The sequence below is a fragment of the Planctomycetota bacterium genome (assembly GCA_018242585.1).
Taxonomy (GTDB): Bacteria; Planctomycetota; Planctomycetia; order Pirellulales; family PNKZ01; genus JAFEBQ01.
Map to the genome: position 1 here is coordinate 73,184 of JAFEBQ010000001.1, position 25,044 is coordinate 98,227.

Genomic DNA, 25,044 nt, shown 5'->3' on the forward strand with positions numbered 1-25,044 from the left:
TTTAGGTGAATCTTGCCGAATTCAACGGTCGTAGCGGGGGACGATAGCACGCCGACAAGGCCTATTGGTGAAGGAGGGGGTGATGCTCAAGTCAGCGGACTTGAGCATCACCCCGAAACATTGCAACGCCCGGCGTCTTACGTCTAGCGTGACTTCAAGATGTCGCGAATCTCGGTCAACAGCTCCTGGTCTTTGGTCGGTGGCGGAGGCGCGGCAGGCTCCGGTGCTGGCTGTCGCTTGGCCGCGTTCATGGCCTTGATGACCATGAAAATACAAAACGCCACGATGATGAAATCGATCACGGACGTGATGGTCTTGCCATAGGCGATCGAAGCGAGAAGCTCGTCATTGACCGGATTCTTGACGTCGAACGCCAGCTTCGAGAAGTCCAGCTTGCCGGTTACGGCGCCGACCAGCGGCATGATGATGTCGCCGACCAGTGACGAGACAATTTTGCCAAACGCGCCGCCGATCACAACGCCGACCGCCATGTCGACCACGTTGCCGCGCATGGCAAATTCTTTAAACTCTTTCATCAGTCCCATGGTGCAAGTTCTCCGCAAAGGTGTCCGGTGCCAACAGTCCGCCAACGGCAGCGCGATTCTAATCCAATCGCCGCCGATCTGAATAGCCATTCGCCAGCGTCGTCGCGACGATCGTGGTACGACTATCCTGAGTATTACGACCTGGCCTTTGCCGACGAGACGCAAGCCGAGGCGGACTTTATCCAGGCCGCCATCGACCGCTACGCGCGCCGGCCGGTGCGGACGATGCTCGAACCCGGTTGTGGCAGCGGCCGGCTGGTGACCGAGTTGGCGTCGCGCGGCTACCAGGTCTCGGCCTTTGACAACAACCGGCGGGCGCTCGACTTCTTGCGCCGCCGATTAGCGCGACGGAAGCTATCGGCCCACGTTTTTGAGGCCGATCTGGTTCACTTCCAGCTGCCGCGGCGCGTCGACCTGGTCTACAACACGTTCAACACCTTCCGCCATTTGCTGACCGAGCAGGCTGCCGTGGCCCATTTGCGTAAGGTGGCGGCCCACCTGAAGCCGGGCGGGCTGTTCATCCTGGGGCTGCACCTGCTGCCACCCGACGCGCTCGAGGAATGCACCGAGCGCTGGCGTGCCCGGCGCGGCGCGACCACAGCGGTCTTTACCCTGCGCGTGATCGCCAGCAGCCGGCGACTGCGCCGCGAGCGGCTGCGCGTGAACATGCTCGTGCGGCATGGCCAACGCACCATTCGCGCGGTGACCGAGTTCGACTTGCGGCTTTACACGGCGGCGCAGCTGCGCAAGACGGTGAGTGCCGTACCGGAACTCGAACTATGCGACGTGTTCGACTTCAACTACGTGATCGACGAACCGATGCGCCTGGACAATGAATTGTCCGACACCGTGCTGGTGTTGAGAAAGCGATAGACGGAACTACCAGGTGACGGTCACCTTGCTGCCGCGCTTGACCCCCAACATGATGGCCGCGCTGTCTTCGACAATGGCCAGTTCCAGGAAACCCGATGAACCGATCAGGGCCATCAGCGTCATCGCCGGCTGATCGCCGTAGGTTTGATAGAGGCCCGTCGTCTGGTGTTCGTCGCATTCGACCTGCAACCGCTCGTCGGTTGGCGCGTCCTTCAGCGCTTCGCCCGCGATATCGGTGATCAGATTTCCGAACGAGTCGATCGCAGCGACCGCACCCACAATCTTGCCTGGCACGACGACCACCTCCCGCCTGTTCAACATCACCAGCGACTCAAGCCGCGGCCCCAAGGCCAACGGATCGAGACCCAGACTGAGACGCGCCACCACCGGGGCCATGATGTCGCGACCATGAAACGTGTGCGACACCTGCGGCAGCCAAAACTGCCGGTCCTCAACCGCGACGATTGTAGTCGGACGGGTGCGCTGGGCCAAGCAACTAAACAGACCATTATCCGGCCCGACGTACCATTGGCCGGCGATCTCGGCGCAGACGATGCGCCGCGCGGTCCCCACGCCCGGGTCGACGACGGCTACGTGAATGGTCCCCGGCGGAAACCAGCGCGATGCCTGATCGAGCGCCAGCGCACCGGCCAGGATGTCCTGCGGCGGAATGCCATGTGACAAGTCGACAATCCGCGCCCACCGGTTGTGCGACAGGATGACGCCCTTCATCGCGGCGACGTACGGACTTTCCGCGCCAAAATCAGTCGTCAGGGTAATCAGGTCCGCAGGTCGTACCGAGGCCGCGCTCATGTCGACCATTCTAATCAGCGGCCGACGTGCCAGGGGACGCCAACTCTTGTTTCACCAAGCCGGCGACTTTGTCGCCGATCCTCGGCGGCATAGCCGCCGGCTTGGGCGATGAAACGGATTGAACCACCGCACAGGGCTACGGCAGCTTGGCGATGATTTCCAAGCACAGCTCGCGAATGCGCCCGGGATTGACGTTCGGGTTCTTCTTCTTGGCCGCACCGACGAACGCACCGGCGGCCTGCATCTTGCCGGCTTTAACGTCGGCCACCAGCTTGGGGCTCGCCGCCACCAACTCCTCGCACAAGGCGATCAAGGCCGATTCGTCGACCTGGACGATGCCCAGCTCGCGCATGGCGTCGGTCACCGAGCGGCCGTTGGTGACCATGTCGGCCAGCACTTCGCGCCCGCGCGTCGTGTCGAGTTCGCCGGCCCGAATCTTGCCGAGCAATTCGGCCAGCGTCAACGCCTTGACCGGGAACGTCTCGATCGACAGTCCCTGCTCGTTGATCGTCCGCAACACGTCTTGCTGGATCCAGTTGCTGGCCATCTTGCCGTCGCCACTCTGCTCGGCCAGCGTCAGGTAATACTCGACCAGCTTCACCCCTTGGTTCACCAGCACGTCGCTGTCATAGGGGGAGATGCCGTACGTCGTCTCGAGCCGTTCGCGCAGCGCCGCGGGCAACTCGCCCAGCGCGTCGCGCACCGCCGAAAGTTGCACCTCGCTGACCGTCACCGGCACCAGGTCCGGGTCGGGGAAGTAGCGGTAGTCGCTCGATTCTTCCTTGTGACGCTGGCCGCGCGTGACGTTGGCCACATCGTCCCAACCCCGGGTCTGCTTCGGCACGTCGCCGAGCTTCTCGTGCTTCTCTTGCCACACTTCGTACAAGCGCTCGGCTTCGTAGGTCAGCGCCCGCTCGACCGCGCGAAAGCTGTTCATGTTCTTGATTTCAACGATTGGCGTGGCGATCGTCTGGCCGTCATCGCCGGAAATGTGCAGGTTGACGTTGGCGTCAACCCGCAGGCTTCCTTCCTGCATATTGCAGTCCGACACGCCCAGATAGGTGAGCAACAGCTTCAACTCGGTGAGGAACGCCTTGGCCTCGGCCGGCGAGCGCATGTCCGGCTTCGAGACGATCTCCAACAAGGGCGTGCCCGTCCGGTTCAGGTCGATGCGGCTGTCGGCCGTGCCGGCCTGCTCGTCGTGCATGCTCTTGCCGGCGTCTTCTTCAAGGTGGGCGCGAATGATGCCGATCCGCTTGGGCTCGACTTTCCCTTTGGGGTCGCTGATCCGCAACCAGCCTTCGCTGCTGAACGGCAGATCGTACTGGCTGATCTGATACCCCTTGGGCAGGTCGGGGTAGTAATACTGCTTGCGGTCCCACTTGGTGAACGGCGCAATCTGACAGTTCAGCGCCAAGGCCGTCCGCAGCGACAGGTCGAACGCCCGGCGATTCATCACGGGCAGCGTGCCGGGAAAGCCGGCGCAGACCGGGCAAGTTTGCGTGTTCGGCGGCGCGCCGAACTGGGTGCTACAGCCGCAGAACAGCTTTGTCTGGGTGGCCAGTTGCACGTGGACTTCCAGCCCAATCACGGTCGTGTAAGGAGCAGCTTCGGTCATGGCAAGCAATCACCGGCGGAACAACAAGAGATTCGCGTGTCAGCGAAAAAGTCTATCGGGCAGTCGCCCCCATGACAATTGACCGGCTTTGTCCTCCTCAAAACAATCGCCGTTGGCCGTCGTCGATCTCGGGGCGGAGGAATTGCGTGCAGTCGTACTCGGGGAGCTTTTTCGTCAGCCCGTGCTTTTGGCGAAACGCCTTGAACAGTTGTGAAATCTGCTCGCCAATTGGACCGCTGCCGCGCAGGCGTTGCCCGAACTCCGATTCGTTCAGCTTGCCGTGACGGCTGGCGCGGATCAGTGCTTCGATCCTTGGCCGGCTGTCGGGACGCGTGCGCTCCAGCCATTCCAAGAACACCGGCCGCACGGTCAACGGCAGCCGCAGCACCGTGTAGGCCGCGGTCAAGGCGCCAGCCTCGGCCACTGCTTTCAGAATGGCGGGCACTTCGCTGTCATTCAGCCCGGGAATGATCGGCGCGACCATTACCATCGTCGGCACGCCCGCCGCGGTCAGCTCGCGTACCGTGCGTAACCTAGCCGCCGGCGCGCTGGTGCGCGGCTCCATCACCCGGGCTAGCTCAGGGTCGAGCGTCGTGACGCTGATCGCCACATGGACCAGCCGCAGCGCCGCCATCGGCGCCAACAAGTCCAGGTCGCGCGTCACTAGGGCATTCTTGGTGATGATCCCCAGCGGCTGTCGCGCCTCGTGACAGACTTCCAGACAGCCGCGCGTGAGGCGGAACTTCCGCTCGGCCGGCTGGTAGCAATCGGTCACGCCCGAGAAAGTAATCGGCTCCGGCACCCAGGCCGGCCGGGCGAGGAACTTGCGCAGCAGCGCCGCCGCGTCGGGCTTGATCAGAATCTTGGTCTCGAAATCGAGCCCCGCGTTCATCCCCAGGTATTCGTGATATGGCCTGGCATAACAATAGGCACACCCGTGGGCGCAACCTCGGTAAGGATTCACGCCATAGCGGAAGGGAATATCGGGGCTGTCGTTCTCGGTGACGATCGATTGCGACTGATCAATCAAGTATTCCGGCCGCGGCCGGTCGATCTCGGCCAGCGTTTCTTCGTCCCCCTCGATGTGCTCCCAGTCGGCTTCGACGCGGACCCGCTCGAACCGATTGGCCGGGTTGAGCTGCGAGCCGCGTCCCTTGAATCGAGATGGTTCCGCGCTCATGTCGCACCCACACTTGCCTTCAAACGCCGCCACCCTCGGGCGATGTCGATCGACCGAGGGCAACAGCTTTAGCTTGGCATCGAGCCGCACGAGCTTCACACCGGTGGACTAGCCACCAGTAGCACCCGAAGGCTGAAGAGTAAGCGGCTGGGATGCCAAAGCAGTTCGTATTACTTCTTCTGCTCTTTGCACATTTCGGCAAACAACTTGTCCATCCGGCGCTTCAACTCGTCGGGCGCTACATCCTCGATGTGGGTCGACAGGGACCACTTGTGGCCGAATGGGTCGACGAGGCAGCCGCTCCGGTCGCCGTAGAACATGTCTTGCACCGGGCGTTCCACCTTGGCGCCGGCGGCGATCGCCTGGTTATAGGCCGCGTCAACGTCCTCGACGTACAGCAACAGCCCGACCGGCGAGCCGCCGATCGACTTGGGCGAGCGGGCGCCCATCTGGGGCGATTCGTCGGCAAGCATCACGTTCGATTGACCAATCTTCAACTCGGCGTGCCCAACACAGCCGTTGGGCCCGTTCAGGCGCAGCTTTTCCGTCGCGCCGAACGCGCGCTTGTAAAAATCGATTGCCGCAGCGGCATTGTCGACGACCAAATAGGGGGTGATGGTTTCGTAACCCGCGGGAATGGCTTTGACCGACATGGGAGTTCCTCCTGGAAATCGTTTCACTGAGGGATCATTGAATATCTGCACGACGCGGCGGGCTCGCCCACGTGGCGAGCGCCGCATGGCCGCAAAGCAAGGGAACTAAACCTGGCATCGCGGCGTATCAGACTGCGGCTGCCCCGCGGGCGGCGGGCTTGTTCCATCCGGCGAAACTCGCCGCGTCCGGGGCTAGAAACCTTATCGGCCGGATATAGTGTACACTTGAACACATTTCGTGCAAGCTAGTTCCGCCGCAGGGATGCGCCCCGGCGGCCACACGTTATAATTCACTGGTGTCGCGATCTTGTGAGCCCGACGTTGGCCGGCAGTTCAAGCTATGGCAACTGTGCAACCTCCGCCGCCGGTCAATCCCCAGCCTGACGATCGGCTCGAAAGCTTCATCGAAGCCCAGTTGCGCGACACCCGCAGCCGGGTGAAGTGGGTCGACGTTTCGGTGGCCCTGGTGGGGCTGCTGTTGACGGTTAGCATCATCCTGGCCGCGGCCGTGGTCGGTGACCATTGGCTTGTCCCTGGCGGATACAGTTCGACAACGCGATACGTCTTTCTGGGCGTGCTGGTCGCGGCGGTGCTGGTCTATGGGTTGCGGTTCCTGTTGCCGACCATGCTCGGTCGCGTCAGCGCGCTCTACGCGGCCCAGACGATCGAACAAAGTACGCCCGGGCTGAAGAACAGCCTGATCAATCTGTTGCTGCTCAAGCGGCGCGCCGAAGAACTGCCCCCCACGATCTATCACGCGGTCGAGCAGCGCGCGGCACAAGACCTTTCCTCGGTCGCTATCGAAACCGTCGTCGATCGGACGCGGCTGATCAAGTTCGGCTACGCGCTGGTCGGTGTGGTGCTGTTGATTGCCGCTTACCTGGTAATCAGCCCCAAGGATCTGCTTAGTTCGGTCGAGCGCGTGTTCGCTCCCTGGGCCGATATTCCCGTGTCGACCCGGGTCCGCATCACCGAGGTCCAACCCGGCGACGGACGCAGCTACTTTGACGACTCGGTGACCATCTCGGCCCAGATCGCCGGCCTGCGCTCGGGCGAGGACGTGCAGCTGGTCTATTCGACCTTTGACAAGCAGGTGGTCGACCGCAGCGTGCCGATGCTCCAGCCCGACAGCGGGCGGCGCTACGAAGTGGTGATTCCCGACGCCGGTGGCCTGCAACAAGACATCGCCTACCATCTGGTCGCTGGCGATGCCACGACGCGCAGTTTCACGCTGCACGTCGAGCAAGTGCCATCGATTACCGTGCGCAAGATCGAGTACCGCTACCCCGCCTATACCGGTCGCGAGCCGGTCGTCGTCGAACGCCAGGGGGACATCCAGGCGCTCGAAGGGGCGATCGTCACGATCGAGGCGCTGGCGTCGCAGCCCATCGGCGCGGCCAAGGTCGACTTCAACCGCGGGCAGGCCAGCTTGCCCATGACGGCCAAGGACCGGACCGCGACGCGACAGTTCATGCTGCGACTGAAGCCGGGCACGCACGACGCGCTGTACGATCGCTATCAACTCCTGTTCACCAACATCGAGGGGCAACCGAACGTCCGGCCGATTGAACATCGGATCGACGTCTTGCGCGACTTGCCGCCGGAGGTGGCCATTGTTGAGCCGGCTGGGCTGATCGCCATCGACGAGGGGCAACCTTCGCCCGACAACTTGCCCGGCGTGCCTGAGAATGGCCGCTTCGAGATCACGGTCGTGGCCAACGACCCTGACTTTCAGTTGGGCGAGGTCAAGCTCTACGCCGAGTGCCGGCGATTGAAGGGGGACAAGCTCGAACGGGTCGGAACGACCAAGAGCTTTTCGCTGTTGCCCAAGAACCATCGCGACTCGCTGCGGACGAGTTACGCGATCGAGCCGGCGCGCCTGGGCGCCAAGACTAACGACGAGTTGGTCTTTTGGGCCGAGGCGGCCGACAACAAGCAGCCCGAGCCCAATCGCGCCCAGACGGCGCACTACCGCGTGCGCGTCCGCCCATCGGATGGTGGCTCGGACGAAAAGAAGCAGCCGAACAACGACCAGTTGGCGAGCGGGCCGCAGCAACAAGACCCCAGCAACAAGCGCGACGGCGACCCAAACGCTCGCAACAACGACCAGCCGGAAAAGGTCGATGACAACAAGCCGATGAACACCGACGGGACGGCCCGCGTGCGCGAGCGACCGCGCGAGGCTCCTCCGCAAGACGACAAGCAAGTCGGCCGCGCCGAGCATCGCAACGCGCCGGGCGAGCAACAACCCGCCGGCGGCAACGAAGCCAAGCAGCAACCCGACCCCAGCAAGCGCGACGGCCAGCAACCCCAGCAGCGACCGGGCGAGAAGCAGCAAGGCGATCAGTTAGCCGGTCGCGACGAGCGCGTCGACCCCGAGGCCGACCCAGGCCGCGCGTTCGAGTTGATCAAAGAGCATCAAGACAAGCAGCAACAGGACAAGAACCCTGGCGAGCATCCTGCCGACAAGCAGCCTGCTGAGAAGAATCCGCCTCAGCAACCGCAAGACGGTCAGCAGCAAGGGAAGCAACAGCAAGACAAGCAACAGCAAGACAAGCAACAGCAAGACAAGCAACAGCAAGACAAGCAACAGCAAGACAAACAGCAGCAAGATAAACAACAGCCGGGCCAGCAACAGCAATCGGGCAACTCGCAAGACAAGCAGCAACAACCCGGCGGCCAAAAACAACCTGGCGACCAGAAGCAGCCCGGCGATCAGCAATCGGGGCAACAACAGGGCAATCAGCAAAACGACAACCAACAGCAATCAGGTCAACAGCAATCAGGCCAGCAACAGCAGGGCAACCAGCAACAACAGTCCGGCGGTTCCGAGCAAGGGAACCAGTCGAACTCAGGTATGCAGCAACAGGGGGGCAGCCAAGGCTCGCAGTCGGGTGGCCAGCAAAGCGGCCAGCAGCAATCAGGTAGCCAACAGCAAGCCGGCGGACAGCAACAGCCGGGCGATCAGCAAAAATCTGGCGGTCAACAACAGGCCGGCAATCAACAACAAGTAGGAAACAACCAACAGTCCGGCGATAAGCAGCAGGGTGACAAACAACCAGGGAGCGACAAGCAGCCCGGCCAGCAAAACTCGGGGGGCGACAAGAACGGCAATCAACAAGCCAACGGCCAGCAGCAAGAACCCGGTGATATGAAGCAACCGGGCAATCAACAGGGCGGCCAACAGCCAGGCCAACAGAAGCAGCAGGGTGACGGGCAGCAAGGCGACCAACAGCAGCCCGGTCAACAAACCGGCGGCAAGTCGCAAGGCAAACAGCCCGGCGATCAACAGCAAAAGACCGGCGACGACAATCAACAAGCTAGCGCCAGCGGCGCGAAACCCAGCGGCGATAGCCGCGACGGGCAAGAGAAAGGTCTCAACGGCCAGCAGCCGCGCAGCCAGCCCCGCGCCGACACGCCGACCGAACGTGGCGACACCAAGCAAGGTGACGGCGCCAAGAGTTCCGAGGCCCGCGAGCAGCCCGGCGGCGACAAGCCCAATCAGCAAGACAAGAAGCCCGGCTCGCAAGGTGACAACGCCGACAACTCGCAAGGCAAAGCCGGCGCCGGCGAGAACAACTCGGAGAAGAAGGCCACGCCCGGCGCTCAGGACGTGACGCGTCCGCGCGACAAGCAGCCCGGCGCGCCGGACAACTCACCTGACAAATCGCGCGACGGCAGCGACGCCACCAGCCCATCGACGCAGAAGAACGAATCGGGCTCCAAGGGCGAGACCGCCGGCGAACAAAAGGGTGGCGGCAAGGACGGGGGCGGTCAAAAGGCCGACAAGCCCGGCACCGGCGGCCCCGGCCAGAACACGGCCGCGGACGAAGGGGGCGGGCTGTCGCAACAGAAGGGCCCTGGCGAAACCGGCAACCGTGGCGGCGCTCAGGCCCAAGGCAAGCAACCGCAAGACAAAGGCTCGGCCAGCCAGGAACCCGGCGCCGGCAGCAACCAGCGCGCTGGCGGTAAGGAACCCGGCGGCAAAGACACGGACCCCAATGGCAAGCAGCCGCAACAGCAGCCCGGCGACCGTGGCGAAGCGCCTGGCCAGTCCCCCGGCCCAGGTCGCGACGCCACACAGCTTCCCTCGGGCGCGCAAGCACACCAGAATCCTTCCTCGGGGGGCCCGGCCGGCAAGATTGGCGAAGACACCCATTACCAGGCACCAACGGCCGAAGACCCGGGCGGCAGCGACCCGAACTTGGAGTTCGCCCGCCAGGCCACCGATCTGACGCTCGATCGATTGAAGGACCAGGTCGACAAGAACCAGGTCGATCAGGCGCTGCTCGACAAGTTGAAGTGGAGCAAGGACGACCTCAAGAAGTTCGTCGATCGCTGGGAGGCGATGCGCCGCGCCGCGAATCAGCCGGGTGAGCAAGGCAAGAAAGCCCAGGGTGAATTGGACCAGGCCCTGCGCAACCTGGGCCTGCGCCGGACGGGAACCGAAGTCGGCAGCGCCGGCGTGAATGACAAGGTGCGGAACATGCGCCAGACGCATCGTTCGCGCCCACCGGCCGAGTACGCCGACCAGTACCGCGCGTACACGTCGGACCTGGGACGCGATCAGAAAGCCGATTGAGCCGCGGCTCGTGAGAGCGTTCAGGCTGTCATTCCCGCGCAGGCGGGAATCTAGTGGTTGCGTTTTCCCTCTAGATTCCCGCCTGCGCGGGAATGACGGAATCCGGGGCTGGCGGTCAATGACTGATCCCGAGTCGGCTTCCGTTGACGCGAGCCGTGGCAATCCCACCGGCTTGGCGTGAGAGTCATCGATCCCGGGCGTCACTACTTCTCGTCCGGTGTCAGGTGGCGGAGTTTGATGTCCTTGTACCAGGCTTCGCTCGGCGGGCCGCCGTGGATTTGCACGGCGATCAGCCCGTCTTGTTCCAAGCTCTCGTCCGCCTCGGTGTAGTCAACGGTTTGATAGCCGTTGATCCACAACTGAATCCGGCGTCCCTGGGCGCGAATCGTGTATTCGTTCCAGTCATCGCGTTCCAACACCTTTTCCAGCTCCTCGCGGTTCGGCTCGGCCAGGATCTTCTTGCGGCGAGATTCGTCGTACAAACAGCCCCAATACTTCTGCCCCAGGTCGGCCTGGTAGCCGATCATTTCATGATGATTGGGAATCCGCCGGCTGCGGATTTGAATGCCGGCGTTGCAGCCCTCGCCGACCAGCTTGAACTTCAGCCGCAGTTCAAAGTCGTCGTACTCTCCGTCGGCACAGAGGAACTCGTTGCGCGGCACGCGCGCCGCCAGCGAGCCGCCGACGATTGCACCGTCCTGAATGCGGAACGACTTCTCGTCACCTTCCCAGCCGTTGAGCGAACGGCCATCGAACAGGCTCTGCCAGCCCGACTTGTCGGCGGCAAATGTCGCGCTGACGAGAAGCATGGCCAGGATAATTGCGGCACTGCGCATGGGGTCACCTCACGAGGCTGAGAAATCTTTGTGGCGTGTTCGATCAACACCCCTCCCTTTCAGGGAGGGGCAGGGGGGAGGGTAAGAACGATACATTCCTCGCCGTATTCTACTTGGTGAACAGCCCAAGATGCGCGGAGATTCTAGGCCCGCAACGTCTTTACCCTCACCCGCTTTGCTGCGCAAAGCGACCTCTCCCTTAAAGGGAGAGGTGTAGGACGTTTGTCAGTCCGTCAGTTTCGGCATCGTGGCGTACAAGTCCAGCCCCTGGCGATCGCCAATCAGCTTGAACAGGTCGCGCACCTGGGCGTGCCCCACGGGCAAGGTAAAGCCCGTTCGGCGGCCGAAGTTCTTGGCCCCCAGCACGTAATAGTCCGGTTCGGTTGTCAGCAGCGATTCCGCGCCGGCCAGGCCCTCGGTCGACTCGCCGGCGGCCATCGCGGCCAGCAGCCGGTCCATCGCCGCCGGGACTTCACTGGTCATCGAGCACGTCACGTGCAGTTCGCTGATCCAAGAATAATCGGGACGCCCACCGACGCCAGCCACGATTTGGTCAACTTCGATCGCTTCTTCCCGCGCGCCAATCAGGTGGACCAGCATCGGCCCCGCCGCGCCGAGCAACTCGATGGCCGACACCGTCACACCCGGCACATGGCGCACGCCGTCGCCAGCCGCCGCCAGTTGATTCGCCCGCCGAGCCAGCGCTTGCCGGGCCGGAAACGGATCGTCGGCAATCTCGGCGACCGGTGTTTCATTCGGGGCCAACTCGCGCCGCGTGAGCCACGTGATCTGTGGACGAGGCGTCGAGCCACTGAGCGAAACCACCGACGCGGCGGCGGCAAGCCCGGCGCCGATCACCAGCACGCGACGGCCGGCAGAGCGGGCCGATTGGGCCTCGCTCGGGTCGAGCGCTCCGTAATGAATGAACGAAAACGAAGCGGCGGCCCGCTCGCCCAGGGCCGGAACGCCTCCCGTGCCGAGCCAGCGGTGGGTTCCATCGACGCCCGTGCAGTCGATCACGGCGTCGGCCGCGGCCAGTCGTTCGACGCCCGAGGAGTCGCGGACCAGCAACCGGAACGAGTCGCCGATCCTGACCGGCTCGTCGGGATGTTCCCCTTTGAACAGCGACTGACGCCCGACGGCCACGACCTCGCATTGCTCGCGCAGCCCGTCGACAATCAGGTCCGAGTGGGCCAGCGGCGCGAGATACCGCTCGAGGAACTCGCCGTTCGTGGGACATTCAGTCAGCGCCGGCCGCGACCAGCTTTCTTCCTGCGCGCTCAAGGCGGCGCAGCCTAGCGTCGTCATGCACTGAACCCAAGGCACGAACCGGCGCAGGTTCGGTGCGAGGCGTAGATGAGCGCCCACTTGGCCGCGCTCGTACACATCGACGTCGTAGCCCAGGTAGCGCGCGTAGAGCGCCGCCTCGATGCCGACAGGGCCCGCTCCCAGCACGGCCAGGCGCGCCGGTGTGTCGATCGCCATCGGCTACGACTCCTCGCCGACGCGGAAGGGGTGCAAGTCGAGCGCCGGCGCTTCACCAAGGATCAACTGGCTGATCAGCAGGGCCGTGCCGGGCGACTGCGTCAGGCCGCTGCGGAAGTGCCCCGCCGCGAGGTACAAGTTCGACAATCGCGGCACGCGCCCCAGCATGGGCAAGCCGTCTTCGGTAAAGGGTCGCAGCCCGGCCCAACATCGTTCGACCGTCGCGTCGGCCAGCATTGGCGACCAGCGCGAGGCGAAGGCCAGCAACTCGGCGACGGCGCGGGCGGTGTTGCGCTTGTCGAAGCCCACGTCCTCTTCGGTCGAGCCGACCAGAATCCGCCCATCGCCGCGCGGCACCAGATAACGCGGCCCGTCGTTGACGATGTGCCGCAGCGTCGCCTCGGGCGCGTTCAGCAGCACCATCTGGCCGCGGATCGGCCGCAACGACGTGCGCGGACGGACCATTGGCAACGACTGCTGTGCCCAGGCCCCCGTGGTTAAACAATAGTGTCCGGCCGTCAGCGTGCCGGCCGAGGTGCGTAGCCCGGTCACGCGCCCGTCCATGGCGATTACGCCGGTCACTTCGTTGCCCGCGTCGATCATCACGCCGCGCTGGTGACAGGCGACGGCCAGGGCTCGCAGGTGGCGCGGATTGCGCAACTGGCACTCATCGGGCACTCGGACGGCCAGCGTGGCTTCCTCCAGCGATGGCTCAAGGCTGGCCAGTTCAGCCCGATCGAGCGGCTGGCAGCGGATGTCTTGAGCCCGCCAGGTTTCGCACTGTTGGCGCAAGCTGGCGGCCGCGGCCTTGTCGCCGGCGACATAGAGCGCCCCACAGCGGCGATAGCCGGTGTCGACAGCCGTCGCCTGGCGCAGCTCGTCGGCCCACTGGCGGTGTAGCCGCAGCGATAGGGCTGTCAGCCGGTCGTAAGGACTGGCCCCGGGGCCGTCGGTCGCCGGGGGCAAGATGCCCGCCCCGGCCCAACTGGCCTCAGAGCCGGGCTGCCCCCGTTCGAGCACGCGCACCGAGAGCCCGCGCCCGGCCAACTCATAGGCCAGCGAAAGCCCCATCACCCCAGCGCCAACGATCAAGCAATCGGTCATGGGGGCTATTCTATGCCGAGCAGGGGGGCGAATGAAACCGGCGGTTTGGCCGCCGGGCTGCCGGCGGTGTCGGCGCGTGGATCGTTGGGCGTGTGGCTAGGCACGCGCTCGCAAAATGCGACGCAGCAGCACCGGATCGACGTGGCCGCGAAAGCGTGGCCGCCCGTCGATGACCACGACCGGGACACAGTTGCCGAACCGCCGGACCAACTCCGGCGCCTGGTCGACGTCGACTTCGGAAACCCGCAACCCGGCCTGTTCGAGGGTCGCTTTGGCCTGGTCGCACAAATGGCAGCCGGCCCGGGTAAAGAGTAGGGCTTCGACAGGTCGATCAGAATGCATACGTCAACATGGCTCGAAAGATTGGCTAACCGGGTACTGAAAAGCGGATTCCCAGAATCCACGAAACTGGGTGGTGGGCATTCTGGCAACCGACACCGCCCGGGACGGCGGCACAAACGCCGGAATGCTGGTATTCTAGCCGATACTGTGTTAACCTGAATAAGAGATGGAATGATGCGGCAACGGTGGCAAAGCCGCGCGGGACGAACTGATTCATCGACGCCTTCAATATCGCCAAATCTCTTCTGATCGGGCGGGCTGTCGTCATACCCTGTGGTCGCGCTAAGGGGGGCACGGTTCGATCGATTGACCAAGGGGTAATGGTCTGGGGCTCTGTTGATCGTTTCTTTCCTGCGCCGTAGTTGCGTTTGATCGTTGCCTTGCTTGCGTTCCGTCGCCATTGGCCGATTGTTTTCAGCCGACACGCAGCGACCGCCGCATGACCAGCATCACGGGTAATAAACTCGTCGAGTTGATTCGAGCAAGTGGACTGCTCGAAAACGCAGCGCTCGACAAGCTGCTTGCCGAGTTCCAGGCGCAGCATCCCGAGTCGAGCGAAGGGGACAGCGCTCAGTTGGCCACCTTTCTGATCGAGCGCGAAGCCATTACGCGCTGGCAAGCCGACCGGTTGCTCGAAGGGCGTCACAAAGGTTTCGTGCTGGGCAATTACAAACTGCTCCGCCATCTGGGCAGCGGCGGCATGAGCGCCGTCTATCTGGCCGAGCATCGGCACATGCACCGCTTGCGCGCGATCAAGGTGCTGCCCAAGAATCGTATCGACGACTCATCGTACCTCGAGCGGTTCTACCTCGAAGCCCGCGCGGCCGCGGCGCTTGACCACCCGAACATCGTGCGCGCTTACGACGTCGACTCGGCCGGCACGACGCACTTTCTGGTGATGGAATTCGTCGAAGGGCGCGACCTGCAACAGACCGTCAAGCAAGACGGCCCGCTGCCATACCCATTGGCGGCCGAATACATTCGCCAAGCGGCCGAAGGGCTGGCCCACGCGCACGAACAAGGGCTCGTGCATCGCGACATCAAGCCGGCCAATTTGCTGGTCGATATCAAGGGCGTCGTGAAAGTGCTGGACATGGGTCTGGCCAAATTCACCGACGACAAGCACGCTTCGCTGACCGTGGCGCACGATGAAAACGTACTGGGCACCGCGGATTACCTGGCTCCGGAACAAGCGATCAACAGCCACAACGTCGACTCGCGGGCTGACATTTACAGCCTGGGTTGCACGATGTATTTCCTGTTGACCGGGCATCCGCCGTTCCCCGAGGGAACACTGGCCCAGCGGCTGCTCAAGCATCAGACCGTCGAACCGCCGTCCATCACGGTCGAACGGCCCGACGCGCCAAAAGACCTGATGGCGATCTGCACGCGGATGATGTCTAAGAAGGCGGACGCCCGCTTTCAGACGGCCCGCGAGATTTCCGATACGCTCAAGCGCTGGCTGTCCGGTGCGCCGAAGAATCAGCGGCCGGGGGGTGGCAACGCCTTGGCCCCGCGCCGTGGGGCCGACCCCAACGACAGCGGCATCGGCACGCGCTCTCCCTCGATGCAAGACACCAAGCCGAACCTGACCCAGCCGACGATCAAGGGCTCGGGGGGCTCGGGGCTGGGGAGCGATGTCACCCTGCAAAAGTCGAACGATGGGGGCTCGTCGGGCATCGCCTCGAAGGGCGCGGCCAAAAAGCTCATCAAGGCTCGGGCCTTGGACGATGACGTGACCAGCGGCTCGGGGCCGCTGTTGCCCCCTCAGTCTGGTTCCGCTGCGGCGGCAAAGCCTGGGGCCGCCAAGCCGACGGCTGTTTCGCCGATGATTGCCCCCGTAGTACCGGCGGCCATGCCCCAAGGGGGCTTCTCGATCCAGACGACCGGCGACGCGAATGTTCGCGCCCGGGTGGGCAAGGGTCGTAAGCAGTCGAGCAATATGACGGTGATCGCCATCGTCTCGGTCGGGCTGCTGGTGTTGTTGGCCGTGCTGGCCTACATCAAGTTCATGCGCTAAGCGCACTTCTGAATTCGGTGTGCGTATCTACCAAGCCGGTGGCTTTGCCACCGAGAGGGGCGGCAGAGCCGCCGGCTTGGGTCAGCAGACGATACATGCTGCCAAGAATTGCTCGCGCGCGTCGGCCCGCGCTACAAGGCGCGCACTGCTGAAGCAGATCGCCTCGTCTCAAAACGGGATTCCACCCCGTTTCCGACCCCTCAAAAACGGCCGTTGTCAAGCACCGTTTTTTGGTTCCTGGCACCCCCCGAATGATACACGCAAAGCACTGTCAATTAAGCACTTGTGCAATCTGCTTGTCTTTTTTTCGGAACCCATCGTAGGATGGATTAGGCAGTTGCGAGGCGGGTATCAGCCACCGCCTCAAGCCGGCTAGCTCAGGCCGGTTCTGACGGTCCACTCGACGGATCGAACCGAAGCGGAATGGAACAACTTTTGGGTTCCACCGCAGCCCGTGAATTGATCAGCTCTGCGCCCGGCTTATGTCCCGAAGGTCTGGCAACCATGCGCTTCAACCAACGCCCCCAACGCGGTCAGAACCGTCGCCTGATGAAGGCGCCGCTGCTCAAGTCGCAGGCCAACCAGGCCAAATTGAGCAGCCGAGCCCGTGGCAAGGTCGTGCGCGGAGGCCAGCAGAACGAGCGTTTGCCGTTTGTGCCCCCCGAGGACTGGCACGAACCCCGAGAAGACGGCCGCGGCTATCGGGTAATCGTCCAGCCGCCAGGAACCGGTTTTCGGCATGTTTTGACCCCGTCCGAGGTCCGCGACCGACTGGCCGAGCTGCCCGACCACTTCACCAGCACGCTGGAAGTGGTGCAATTCAGCCGCATGACGCGGAAGAAGCTGCAATTCCCCTGCTATGGCATGCAGTGGGGAGCAGCCGTCTACCTATACCCGATCGAGGTCGACCTGGTCGAGCGCTATCCGCGGCCACCCAAGCCGGCCCTGGTGAACGAGGCCCGGATGTACGGCGGCCGCTGGGTGCAAAACGGCCCGGGCTGGAACCTGATCTGGACCGAGCAGGCGGTCAAGGATTTCTACCTGAATAACATCCTGATCCACGAGTTGGGACACCTGCTCGACCTGCGCAACAGCAACTCGGTCGACCGCGAGCGGTACGCCGAATGGTTCGCCATCCACTACGGCTACAAGCGGTCTCGCCGGCAGGGTTCGGCCGCGGCGCGGTAACGCCGTCCCATCGGCAAACGCTCCGCTCAAGCCCAGGGGTTCCTCTTCCTGGGCTTTTTCGTTTCCAGGCCTCGCCAATCGGCAACTCTAACGCAGTTCTCAAAACACTGTGGCCTTCGGCCACAAGAAACCTCGGGTGCCGTCTCGCTCGGGTGGCGACTTTCCATTTGGGTTGCGCGTGCCCATCGAGTTTCTTGTTGCTGCGCAACACCGATGGCCGAGCCATCGGTGCCACCCCTGACGCTAGAGGGTAGTGAGACCTACTCTGATCCCCCCGCACAATCGTTACAACCGGCGCTCTGCCGCCCATTCACGGGGCCGCGCGCCGCGTCAGTCTGGCCGCGTGTCCAAAGCTCGTGAGCTACGGTTTGATTGGATCGGCAGTCCGCTCGTGGCTGGGGCAATGTCTTCAGCCGGTGCGGGATCCAGTCAATGTGACGTCGGTACACCGATGACTGTGTGGAACGATTGACCCATGCTGCGCGTTGCGGTTCGTGACATCCACCCGGGAATGATCTTGGCGCGGCCGATCCCGCTGCCCAACGAGCCGCGCCGCTATCTGTTGCAGCGCGACGTCGAAGTGCCACTGGACCTGGTGCCGCGACTGATGCAGTTGGGCGTGACCGAAATCTGGGTCCGCCACCGCGACCTGGAATTCCTCGAAGCGGTGATCGACGAAAGCCTCGATCATCAGCAGCGCGAGGTCTACGTCGCCGTCCGCAAGAACTTCGAGAACTTCATGCACGGCGCCGCCTGCGAGGTGGACGTCCAGCATTTTGAATCGTCGATTGGCGGGTTGTTCGACTATTTGCGCGGCAGCAGTTGTGGCAACATGCTGCTGCAAAAGCTCGACGCCTACGACAACTACCTGATGAGCCATTCGACCAATGTTTGCTACTTGTCGCTGCTGTTGGGAATGAAGCTCGAGCGCTACCTGATCGACGAGCGTTCAACCCGCTCGCCGCACGAAGCCAAGGACTTGCGCCAGCTCGGCCTGGGCTGCTTGCTGCACGATGTGGGCAAGATGCGCATTCCGGCCGAAATCCTCAACAAGCCCGCCAAGCTCACGCCGGATGAAATGGCGGTGATGCAGCAGCACACGACGATCGGCTTTCAGATGGTCCGTGGCCGCGTGGCGCCGGCGGCGGCCCAGGTAGTGCTGAACCATCATCAACGCTTCGACGGTCGCGGCTACCCGGTTCGCGTCGACGCGCGGACCAATGAAACCCTGCCGCCGCTGCGCGGCAAGCAGATTCCCATCTTCTCGCGCATCGCCACCGTGGCCGACGTGTACGACGCCGCCACCAGCAAACGCATCTACTCGGACGCCAAGCCGAGCATTCAGGTGCTGCACGAGATGCGGACCTGGTGCCAAGGGGCTTTTGACCCCGTGGTCGAGCAGGCGTTCGCCGAGATCATCCCGCCGTTCCCCATCGGCAAGGTCGTGCGGCTGAACAACGGCAACGAAGCCGCGGTCATCGACTTCAACCCGCGCAGTCCGGTGCGGCCCAAGGTGCAAGGCCTGCGTGACTCGCAGGGCAATCCGTTCCAGTATCCGGAACTGGAAGAGATCGACCTGGCGCTGTATCCGGAAATCCGGATCGACGAGATCGACGGCGTCGATGTTCGCAAGTACGTGGCGGCCTTCGAAGCCGAACCCGTCCCCGCCGCGATGCTCTAGGCGATTCGCCAGGCTTCAGGCCGATCGTCGGTTGGGAATTTCGACCACGAGGGCAAAGTCGACACTTCTTTTGTAGGGTGCTCTCCGAGCACCTGATCGGTGCGCTGCCAACGTCAAAGAGTTGGCCCTGGCACTCACTCCAGCCGCCGTGCAAGCAGGAATTCGACCACGACGGCACGACGGACACGACGTAAAGGCAGGGAGCAATCTTGGGATAGTCGCGACTCGTCGGTTAGAATGGGTCGTCATGGACGCAGTGCTTGAGATCATCGGGTGGGTCTTCGTGTGCATGCTTCAGGCAATTGCGGCCCTGCACTGGCCGAGCGACGATCCAAAGGTTCGCCGACTGCAACGATGGTGCTTGATTAGTCTGCTCGCCGGTATTGTCGCCGTGGGCGGTTCGATCGCACTGGCCTACTTTTCGTTTGGTTGGCCGGCCGTCGTTCTACTTATTTCTGCAATTGCATTGTTCGTCATCGGCGGCATTTTAGGCGGCGATGCGGAACGGCGCTGTCTGAGCGCCTGGAAGCAGCGCAAAGGTGCGCCGCCCACGTCAAAGAGTTGACGGCAAGCCTTCGAGCCGCAGGTCAGGCAGGAATTCGACCACGACGGCACGACGTAAAGGCTAGGAGTACGTCACAAAACGGCCACCAACAGCGCAAGCACCATTTGCGGCGCAGGCCGCAACACCTCGCCCTTTCAGGGAGAGGTCGGAAGCGCAGCGAACCGGGTGAGGGTAAATACGTCGCAGGCCAAACATCATGGCGCAACTCGCCGACCACTGACTGCGATGGTTCTCGGCTTGCAGCGCCTTTACCCTCCCCCAGCCCCTCCCTGACAGGGAGGGGTGTTCACCGCGCGCGAGGTAGACGTTTTCTCTTCATGTACGCGCCCGACAAACCCCTGTCCGGCGTCGTGCCCGGCGTGTCGTCGTGGTCGAATTATCTGCCAAGCAAACGAATCGCCGCGAATCCTGGCTCCTTGATTGGCCGGCGAACTACGGCTAGGATAGGCGCTAGTGGGATTTGCGGCCGCTTGCAGCCAAGACTGCTAAAGTGCCATTGTCTGTCGAAGCCATTGCCCGTTCGCGCGTCGAATTGGTTACGCCTCGACGACGATTAACTTGAACCAAGCGTGCCGCGCTTTGCTCGTCCAAACACCGAGTGAAGTCGCGGTTTTTTTACGCGCTGTTCGAGCAATCCCGTTGGACCGACGCCCGACACTTGTTTGACCAAGGGGATTCTCGATGACCAGCCGTTCCAAGCCCACCGCCGGCGAACCCGTCGCCAAGGGTGGCCAGTCCACGCTTGCCGTCCACGCCGGCGAGGCCCGCCAAAAGCCGGGCAACGCCATCACCGACGCCATCTTCTGCACCTCGACCTACACGTTTCCGAACACGCAATCGGTCATCGACTTCATCGAGCAGAAGCAGGAGCGCGAAGAATACGGCCGCTATGGCAATCCCAGCGAAAAGGTCGTCGAGCGCAAGCTGGCCGCCCTCGAAGGGGGCGAAACCGCGCTGTTGTTCGCCAGCGGCATGTCCGCCATCGTCGGCTTGCTGATGGCCAAGTTGAACTCAGGCGACGAGGTGATCTTCTTCGACGAGTGTTACCACCGCAGCCGCGAGTTCTGCTCGAAGCATCTGTCGCGGTTCGGCGTCGTCACCCGGCAAGTGCCGATGGGGGATTACGACGCCATGGAAGCGGCCATCACCCCCAAGACCAAGTTGCTGGTCAGCGAGTCGCCCACCAATCCGCACCTGAGCGTGGTCGACCTCGAACGCTTCGTCGCCGTCGGTCGCCGGCGGAACGTCGAAACTCTGATCGACGCCACGCTGGGGACGCCCTATAACATTCGCCCGCTGGCCGCCGGCATTGACTATGTGCTCCACTCGGCGACCAAGTATCTGGGCGGGCACAACGACCTGCTGGCCGGGTGCATTATCGGTTCGGCCGAAAAGCTCGAACCGATCCGCAAGCTGCGCGGCATTCTGGGGGCGGTCAACTCGCCGCACAATATTTACCTGCTCGAGCGCGGGCTCAAGACGTTCGAGCTGCGCATGCAGCGGCACAACCAGAACGGTCTGGCGGTGGCCGAGTATCTGGCCGAGCACCCGCGGATCGAGCGGGTCTATTACCCAGGCTTGCCGACCCACAAGTATTACGAAGAAGCCCGCCGCACCATGCGCGGCTATGGCGGCCTGATCACGTTCACGGTCAAGGACGCCGATTGGCGACAGACGGCCGATGTGGTCGACGCCCTGCGCATTCCGCGGATCGGTCCCAGCCTGGGCGGGGTCGAATCGCTCGTCGAACAGCCGCTGGTGATGAGCTATTTCGAGCTGCCGGTCGAAGAACGCCAGCGCTACGGTATACCCGACAATATGATTCGCATGTCGTGCGGCATCGAAGACACCGACGACTTGCTGGCCGACCTGGCCCAGGCGCTCGAACGGCGCTAACCCACGCCGCGCTTCACCACCGCTTTGCTCCACGAGGCCGCCATGCAGTTCCGCACCCGAGCGATTCACGTTGGCCAACAGGCCGATCCGCAGACCGGCGCGGTCGTGCCGCCGATTCACTTGGCCACGACGTTCGTGCAACCAGCGCCAGGCGAATGGGGCGAGTTTGACTACTCGCGCAGCGGCAATCCCACGCGGAAGAACTTCGAGACCACGCTGGCGTCCCTGGAAGGGGGCTGCGGCGCGCTGGCCTTCGCGTCGGGCATGGCCGCCATTCATTGTGTGACGATGCTGCTCGAAGCGGGCGATCACATCGTGGCCGGCACCGACATCTATGGCGGGACGTTCCGGCTGTTGAACAAGATTTGCAATCGGGCCGGCGTGACGGTCACTCACGCGCCGACCAACGTGCCTGGCATCTTGAAGCAGGCGATCAAGCCGGAAACCAAGTTGATTTGGATCGAGACGCCGGGCAATCCGCTGTTCAGCATTACCGACCTGGCGGCCTGCGCGCAGTTCGCGCGCGAGCGCGGGATTCTGACCGCCGTCGATAACACCTTCGCCACGCCGGTGCTGACCCGGCCGCTGGAGCTGGGCATCGACATCGTCATGCACTCGGCGACCAAGTACCTGGGGGGCCATAGCGACGCGCTCGGCGGCGCGCTGGTCGTCAAGGACGCCGAGCTGTTCAAGCGCTTGTACTTCGTCCAGAATGCGACCGGCGCGGTGATGGCACCGCTGGAGGCATTTTTGTGCTCGCGTGGCGTCAAGACGCTGGAACTGCGCGTGCTCGAACAATGTCGCACGGCGCAGAAGATCGCCGAGTTTCTGGCGGCCCATCCCAAGGTGGCCCGTGTCTATTACCCCGGTCTGAAGGACCACCACGGCCACGCGATTGCCGCCCGGCAAATGCAGGGAGGCTTCGGCGCGATGCTCAGCTTTGACCTGGCCGGCGGCCTCGACGCGGCCCGCCGGTTGATCGACACGGTCGAACTGTTCCAGTTGGCGGTCAGCCTGGGAGCCGTTGAATCGTTGATCGAACACGCGGCCACGATGTCGCACGCCAGCTACGAAGCCTCGGCCCGCGCGGCCGCCGGCATCGGCGACGGGCTGATCCGTCTGAGCGTCGGCTTGGAAGCGTTCGAAGACCTGCGCGACGACCTGACCCGCGGCCTGGATGCGGTTTGAGTTGGTGGTCCGTTGTCAGTTGTCCGTGGTCAGTTGCTGGCGGAAGCGATTAGCGATTAGCCTGCAGTGCCGCTCTACAAAGGCAACGGGCATCCATCATCACCTGGCGCGCGCCAACCCTTCTCCCTCCGGGAGAAGGTGGCCGAAGGCCGGATGAGGGTCCGCGCCGCCTCTCTCTAAGACATGGAAGTCCAACCACGACGACACGACGTCGGAAATACGGCGGCAGATTGAACCGCAGAGGCGCAAAGGACGCCAAGGCAGACTTCACCACAGAGGCACAGAGGACACAGAGTTAGGAAATGACGAAATCCGCATGACGAAGAGCATTCGACCACGACGACACGACGGGCGCGACGCCGGAAATGCGGCAGCAGTTTGAACCGCAAAGACGCAAAGGACGCAAAGAAATCGGCAGGGAAGAGGGGAGCAAAGGAGACAAAGGATGTTTAGTTGGAGGGCCGCAAGTCCACCTGCGTGTTTCGGCGAATCGTAACTTTTTTTCCGACGTCGTGTCCGTCGTGTCGTCGTGGTCGAATGCTCTTTGCCTTCCTTAGCGCCCTTTGCGTCTTTGCGGTTCAAGTTTCCGATGCCCGGGTACAACGGACCACTGACCACTGACCGATCCGCGCGCAGCGCCGCCTGGGATGTTGCGGCTGCGCCGCCAGCGACTTCGCGGCAGGCGTCCCCCGGAGGAGGCGACTGTTCTTGCTTGGTTAGTGGTGCGCTCAGATTCACGGGCCAAAGGCCCGAGCACCCGAGCGCTCGCATGTCGCCCCCGACTGCCGCGCGTGTTTGCGGCTGCGTGCTGTCGGAGACGCCTGCTCGCTGGGACACATTCCGCCTCGTCAGCGCTGTCGTGTCCACCTCCAACTTCGGGTGGCTTATGCTCGCCCGACGCGGTGCCCCCGCATCGTCGAGACCTGAACAGGCCGCGGTCGTTTCCGGCATCTCAACGATTCGCTGGGACGTCACTTCCAGCGGCGTTGCGAAGGGTGTGTCAGGCCGTGCCTCCGGTGAAGGAGGCAGCCGGTACCGCGCGTGCGGAACAAGAACGATCCGGGCGGCAGAGGGCTGTGGTTTCGTCTGACAAGTCTGGGGGCGTCCGTGCCAGCGCATGCTCCGTTTCGAGCGTTTCGACACCCTTCGGACCGGCGTACTAAGGGGGGATGGTCGCAGAACCAGCGCCGACGCGAAAGGGAATTTGTGGCCGGGTGCTTTTTTGTCCGTGGTCAGTGGTCCGTTGTCAGTGGTGGAAGGCATTGCCGTGGAGTGCAACTGACAACTGACAACTGACAACTGACGAAACCATCCATCATCACTGGGCGCGCGCAAACTCTTCTCCCTCCGGGAGAAGGGTGTAGTTCAAACCGCGCCCGCCAGGGGCGCCAACGCTGATCCTTGCTAGTCGATTCCGTCATTCCCGCCTGCGCGGGAATGACGCTTGAAACTCGAATGCCGCGGATTGATCCGCGCGCAGTTCGTAGGTCAGGCCTTGGCCTGACATCATCGTGGTCGCCGATTGCGAGAGAGAGCTGTCAATTGACTCGCACGCACAATATCGTCAGGCTGAAGCCGGACCTATGGGGCAGGTCTAATGATACTGACCGAAATACGGCGGAACCTGTGTTGGGAGGTACGGCCATTCGACTCTGTTACGAAGTGTTGCTGTTGCGGCCTCAGCTTGAGCGCTCGTGAGAAAGACGGCTGATAGGAACTCGCCACCAAGAACCGCGTAGAGGCGATGGTCGGACGTCGTCAACTGATCGTTAACGATCGCGAAGAATGCAAATGTGGCTGCGCCCCAGGTGTGGACGCTCTCGTTTATCGCGTCATAGACCTGGAATGTCTTGTCACGATATTTCACCGAGTATCCTCGTTCGTCATCAACCTCCGTGATAGTTGTGGGCTGCGACACAAATTGCTGGAGTGAGGGGAGAAGATTGTTGTACGCGTCGACAATGCCGTTTTCCGCGAGGCACTCAGCGTCAAGATGATGCAGGCTGCCGTAATAGAGCAGGGCAGACTCGTACGGATCAGTGATCACTTGAGATCGCAATCGATGAGAATACGGATAACCATGCACATTACTTGTGGCCCTCGCTACATATCGCACACGGTAAGCCGTTGCGGTAGGTTTAACAACGAGCAATTCATCTTGAGTTGTCACTTGGGCACAGCCAATCGAGTCGTTTGAACTGACCGTGCAAACTTCTCGCGTCGCCCCACCGCCCCCCGCTAGCTGACGACGATGATTTGGTGCCCATAGGGCACCCTACCAGGCATCTGCTGGCGTTCTAACTGCCGCGACGCACACCGCACTGCTATCACGCCCAGCCAGGAAAATAGGGACTCTGCGGGCCTCGGGTATACCGTTCAAAGTTTAACGATTTTCCTGAAAGTTCCGGTCGCGTAGTTTCCGATAACCAGGGTGGAAAATCCGGCGCTGGGTTTTGCGCGCCGGGCCATTTTGGA

At 62.9% G+C, this 25,044-nt stretch carries 18 protein-coding genes; 8 read left to right on the plus strand and 10 right to left on the minus strand.

Annotated elements, in window-relative coordinates:
• Nucleotides 1-143 precede the first annotated feature (143 nt).
• A complete protein-coding gene (mscL, locus tag JSS27_00315) occupies nucleotides 144-539 on the minus strand; it encodes a large-conductance mechanosensitive channel protein MscL (GenBank protein ID MBS0207370.1) in 396 nt (131 codons plus the stop codon).
• A 33-nt stretch (nucleotides 540-572) separates the two neighbouring features.
• Here mscL and JSS27_00320 point away from each other — a divergent pair, with 33 nt between their 5' ends.
• Nucleotides 573-1,418, plus strand: a complete 846-nt coding sequence (locus tag JSS27_00320) for a class I SAM-dependent methyltransferase (GenBank protein ID MBS0207371.1) — start codon at nucleotides 573-575, stop codon at nucleotides 1,416-1,418.
• Nucleotides 1,419-1,424: 6 nt separating this feature from the next.
• Here JSS27_00320 and JSS27_00325 read toward each other — a convergent pair whose 3' ends face one another.
• The 4 genes from JSS27_00325 to JSS27_00340 form a co-directional block, all read right to left on the minus strand.
• Nucleotides 1,425-2,231 (minus strand): SAM-dependent chlorinase/fluorinase, encoded by an 807-nt coding sequence (locus tag JSS27_00325; protein ID MBS0207372.1) that lies wholly within the window; start codon nucleotides 2,229-2,231, stop codon nucleotides 1,425-1,427.
• A gap of 136 nt (nucleotides 2,232-2,367) precedes the next feature.
• The gene (gene gatB / locus JSS27_00330; protein MBS0207373.1) at nucleotides 2,368-3,849 is read right to left on the minus strand and encodes an Asp-tRNA(Asn)/Glu-tRNA(Gln) amidotransferase subunit GatB; all 1,482 of its coding nucleotides are present in this window, start codon (nucleotides 3,847-3,849) and stop codon (nucleotides 2,368-2,370) included.
• Between the two features lie 97 nt (nucleotides 3,850-3,946).
• Nucleotides 3,947-5,029 carry a PA0069 family radical SAM protein gene (locus JSS27_00335; GenBank protein MBS0207374.1) on the minus strand — a complete coding sequence of 361 codons (1,083 nt, stop codon included), beginning with the start codon at nucleotides 5,027-5,029 and terminating at the stop codon, nucleotides 3,947-3,949.
• A 170-nt stretch (nucleotides 5,030-5,199) separates the two neighbouring features.
• Nucleotides 5,200-5,682 (minus strand): VOC family protein, encoded by a 483-nt coding sequence (locus JSS27_00340; GenBank protein ID MBS0207375.1) that lies wholly within the window; start codon nucleotides 5,680-5,682, stop codon nucleotides 5,200-5,202.
• Between the two features lie 340 nt (nucleotides 5,683-6,022).
• Between JSS27_00340 and JSS27_00345 the strand changes: the two genes are divergently transcribed.
• Entirely contained in the window at nucleotides 6,023-10,264 is a 4,242-nt protein-coding gene (locus JSS27_00345; protein ID MBS0207376.1) for a hypothetical protein, read from the plus strand.
• Between the two features lie 203 nt (nucleotides 10,265-10,467).
• Here JSS27_00345 and JSS27_00350 read toward each other — a convergent pair whose 3' ends face one another.
• From JSS27_00350 to JSS27_00365, 4 genes are all read right to left on the minus strand, one after another.
• Nucleotides 10,468-11,100 carry a DUF1080 domain-containing protein gene (locus JSS27_00350; GenBank protein MBS0207377.1) on the minus strand — a complete coding sequence of 211 codons (633 nt, stop codon included), beginning with the start codon at nucleotides 11,098-11,100 and terminating at the stop codon, nucleotides 10,468-10,470.
• Between the two features lie 225 nt (nucleotides 11,101-11,325).
• The gene (locus tag JSS27_00355; protein ID MBS0207378.1) at nucleotides 11,326-12,585 is read right to left on the minus strand and encodes an FAD-dependent oxidoreductase; all 1,260 of its coding nucleotides are present in this window, start codon (nucleotides 12,583-12,585) and stop codon (nucleotides 11,326-11,328) included.
• A gap of 3 nt (nucleotides 12,586-12,588) precedes the next feature.
• Nucleotides 12,589-13,689 (minus strand): glycine oxidase ThiO, encoded by a 1,101-nt coding sequence (gene thiO / locus JSS27_00360; GenBank protein ID MBS0207379.1) that lies wholly within the window; start codon nucleotides 13,687-13,689, stop codon nucleotides 12,589-12,591.
• 96 nt (nucleotides 13,690-13,785) lie between these two features.
• On the minus strand, nucleotides 13,786-14,031 hold the full coding sequence (locus JSS27_00365; protein MBS0207380.1) for a glutaredoxin family protein: 246 nt from the start codon (nucleotides 14,029-14,031) through the stop codon (nucleotides 13,786-13,788).
• 439 nt (nucleotides 14,032-14,470) lie between these two features.
• Between JSS27_00365 and JSS27_00370 the strand changes: the two genes are divergently transcribed.
• From JSS27_00370 to JSS27_00395, 6 genes are all read left to right on the plus strand, one after another.
• The gene (locus tag JSS27_00370) at nucleotides 14,471-16,051 is read left to right on the plus strand and encodes a serine/threonine protein kinase (GenBank protein MBS0207381.1); all 1,581 of its coding nucleotides are present in this window, start codon (nucleotides 14,471-14,473) and stop codon (nucleotides 16,049-16,051) included.
• 504 nt (nucleotides 16,052-16,555) lie between these two features.
• Nucleotides 16,556-17,239 (plus strand): hypothetical protein, encoded by a 684-nt coding sequence (locus JSS27_00375; GenBank protein MBS0207382.1) that lies wholly within the window; start codon nucleotides 16,556-16,558, stop codon nucleotides 17,237-17,239.
• 475 nt (nucleotides 17,240-17,714) lie between these two features.
• Nucleotides 17,715-18,920: an HD-GYP domain-containing protein gene (locus JSS27_00380; GenBank protein ID MBS0207383.1), complete on the plus strand. Its 1,206-nt coding sequence runs from the start codon at nucleotides 17,715-17,717 to the stop codon at nucleotides 18,918-18,920.
• Nucleotides 18,921-19,167: 247 nt separating this feature from the next.
• Nucleotides 19,168-19,485, plus strand: a complete 318-nt coding sequence (locus tag JSS27_00385) for a hypothetical protein (GenBank protein ID MBS0207384.1) — start codon at nucleotides 19,168-19,170, stop codon at nucleotides 19,483-19,485.
• A 681-nt stretch (nucleotides 19,486-20,166) separates the two neighbouring features.
• On the plus strand, nucleotides 20,167-21,381 hold the full coding sequence (locus tag JSS27_00390) for an aminotransferase class I/II-fold pyridoxal phosphate-dependent enzyme (protein ID MBS0207385.1): 1,215 nt from the start codon (nucleotides 20,167-20,169) through the stop codon (nucleotides 21,379-21,381).
• A 42-nt stretch (nucleotides 21,382-21,423) separates the two neighbouring features.
• A complete protein-coding gene (locus tag JSS27_00395; GenBank protein ID MBS0207386.1) occupies nucleotides 21,424-22,569 on the plus strand; it encodes a PLP-dependent transferase in 1,146 nt (381 codons plus the stop codon).
• Between the two features lie 1,594 nt (nucleotides 22,570-24,163).
• Here JSS27_00395 and JSS27_00400 read toward each other — a convergent pair.
• Complete coding sequence (locus tag JSS27_00400) at nucleotides 24,164-24,616, minus strand: hypothetical protein (protein MBS0207387.1); 453 nt, start codon at nucleotides 24,614-24,616, stop codon at nucleotides 24,164-24,166.
• Nucleotides 24,617-25,044: the final 428 nt, after the last annotated feature.

Coding starts and splice junctions, on each gene's coding strand:
- thiO (MBS0207379.1), bottom strand. CDS start 13,689: ATGACCGATTGCTTGATCGTTGGCGCTGGGGTGATGGGGCTTTCGCTG.
- gatB (MBS0207373.1), bottom strand. CDS start 3,849: ATGACCGAAGCTGCTCCTTACACGACCGTGATTGGGCTGGAAGTCCAC.
- JSS27_00365 (MBS0207380.1), bottom strand. CDS start 14,031: ATGCATTCTGATCGACCTGTCGAAGCCCTACTCTTTACCCGGGCCGGC.
- JSS27_00395 (MBS0207386.1), top strand. CDS start 21,424: ATGCAGTTCCGCACCCGAGCGATTCACGTTGGCCAACAGGCCGATCCG.
- JSS27_00355 (MBS0207378.1), bottom strand. CDS start 12,585: ATGGCGATCGACACACCGGCGCGCCTGGCCGTGCTGGGAGCGGGCCCT.
- JSS27_00375 (MBS0207382.1), top strand. CDS start 16,556: ATGCGCTTCAACCAACGCCCCCAACGCGGTCAGAACCGTCGCCTGATG.
- JSS27_00325 (MBS0207372.1), bottom strand. CDS start 2,231: ATGAGCGCGGCCTCGGTACGACCTGCGGACCTGATTACCCTGACGACT.
- JSS27_00350 (MBS0207377.1), bottom strand. CDS start 11,100: ATGCGCAGTGCCGCAATTATCCTGGCCATGCTTCTCGTCAGCGCGACA.
- JSS27_00390 (MBS0207385.1), top strand. CDS start 20,167: ATGACCAGCCGTTCCAAGCCCACCGCCGGCGAACCCGTCGCCAAGGGT.
- JSS27_00380 (MBS0207383.1), top strand. CDS start 17,715: ATGCTGCGCGTTGCGGTTCGTGACATCCACCCGGGAATGATCTTGGCG.
- JSS27_00335 (MBS0207374.1), bottom strand. CDS start 5,029: ATGAGCGCGGAACCATCTCGATTCAAGGGACGCGGCTCGCAGCTCAAC.
- JSS27_00385 (MBS0207384.1), top strand. CDS start 19,168: ATGGACGCAGTGCTTGAGATCATCGGGTGGGTCTTCGTGTGCATGCTT.
- JSS27_00370 (MBS0207381.1), top strand. CDS start 14,471: ATGACCAGCATCACGGGTAATAAACTCGTCGAGTTGATTCGAGCAAGT.
- JSS27_00345 (MBS0207376.1), top strand. CDS start 6,023: ATGGCAACTGTGCAACCTCCGCCGCCGGTCAATCCCCAGCCTGACGAT.
- JSS27_00340 (MBS0207375.1), bottom strand. CDS start 5,682: ATGTCGGTCAAAGCCATTCCCGCGGGTTACGAAACCATCACCCCCTAT.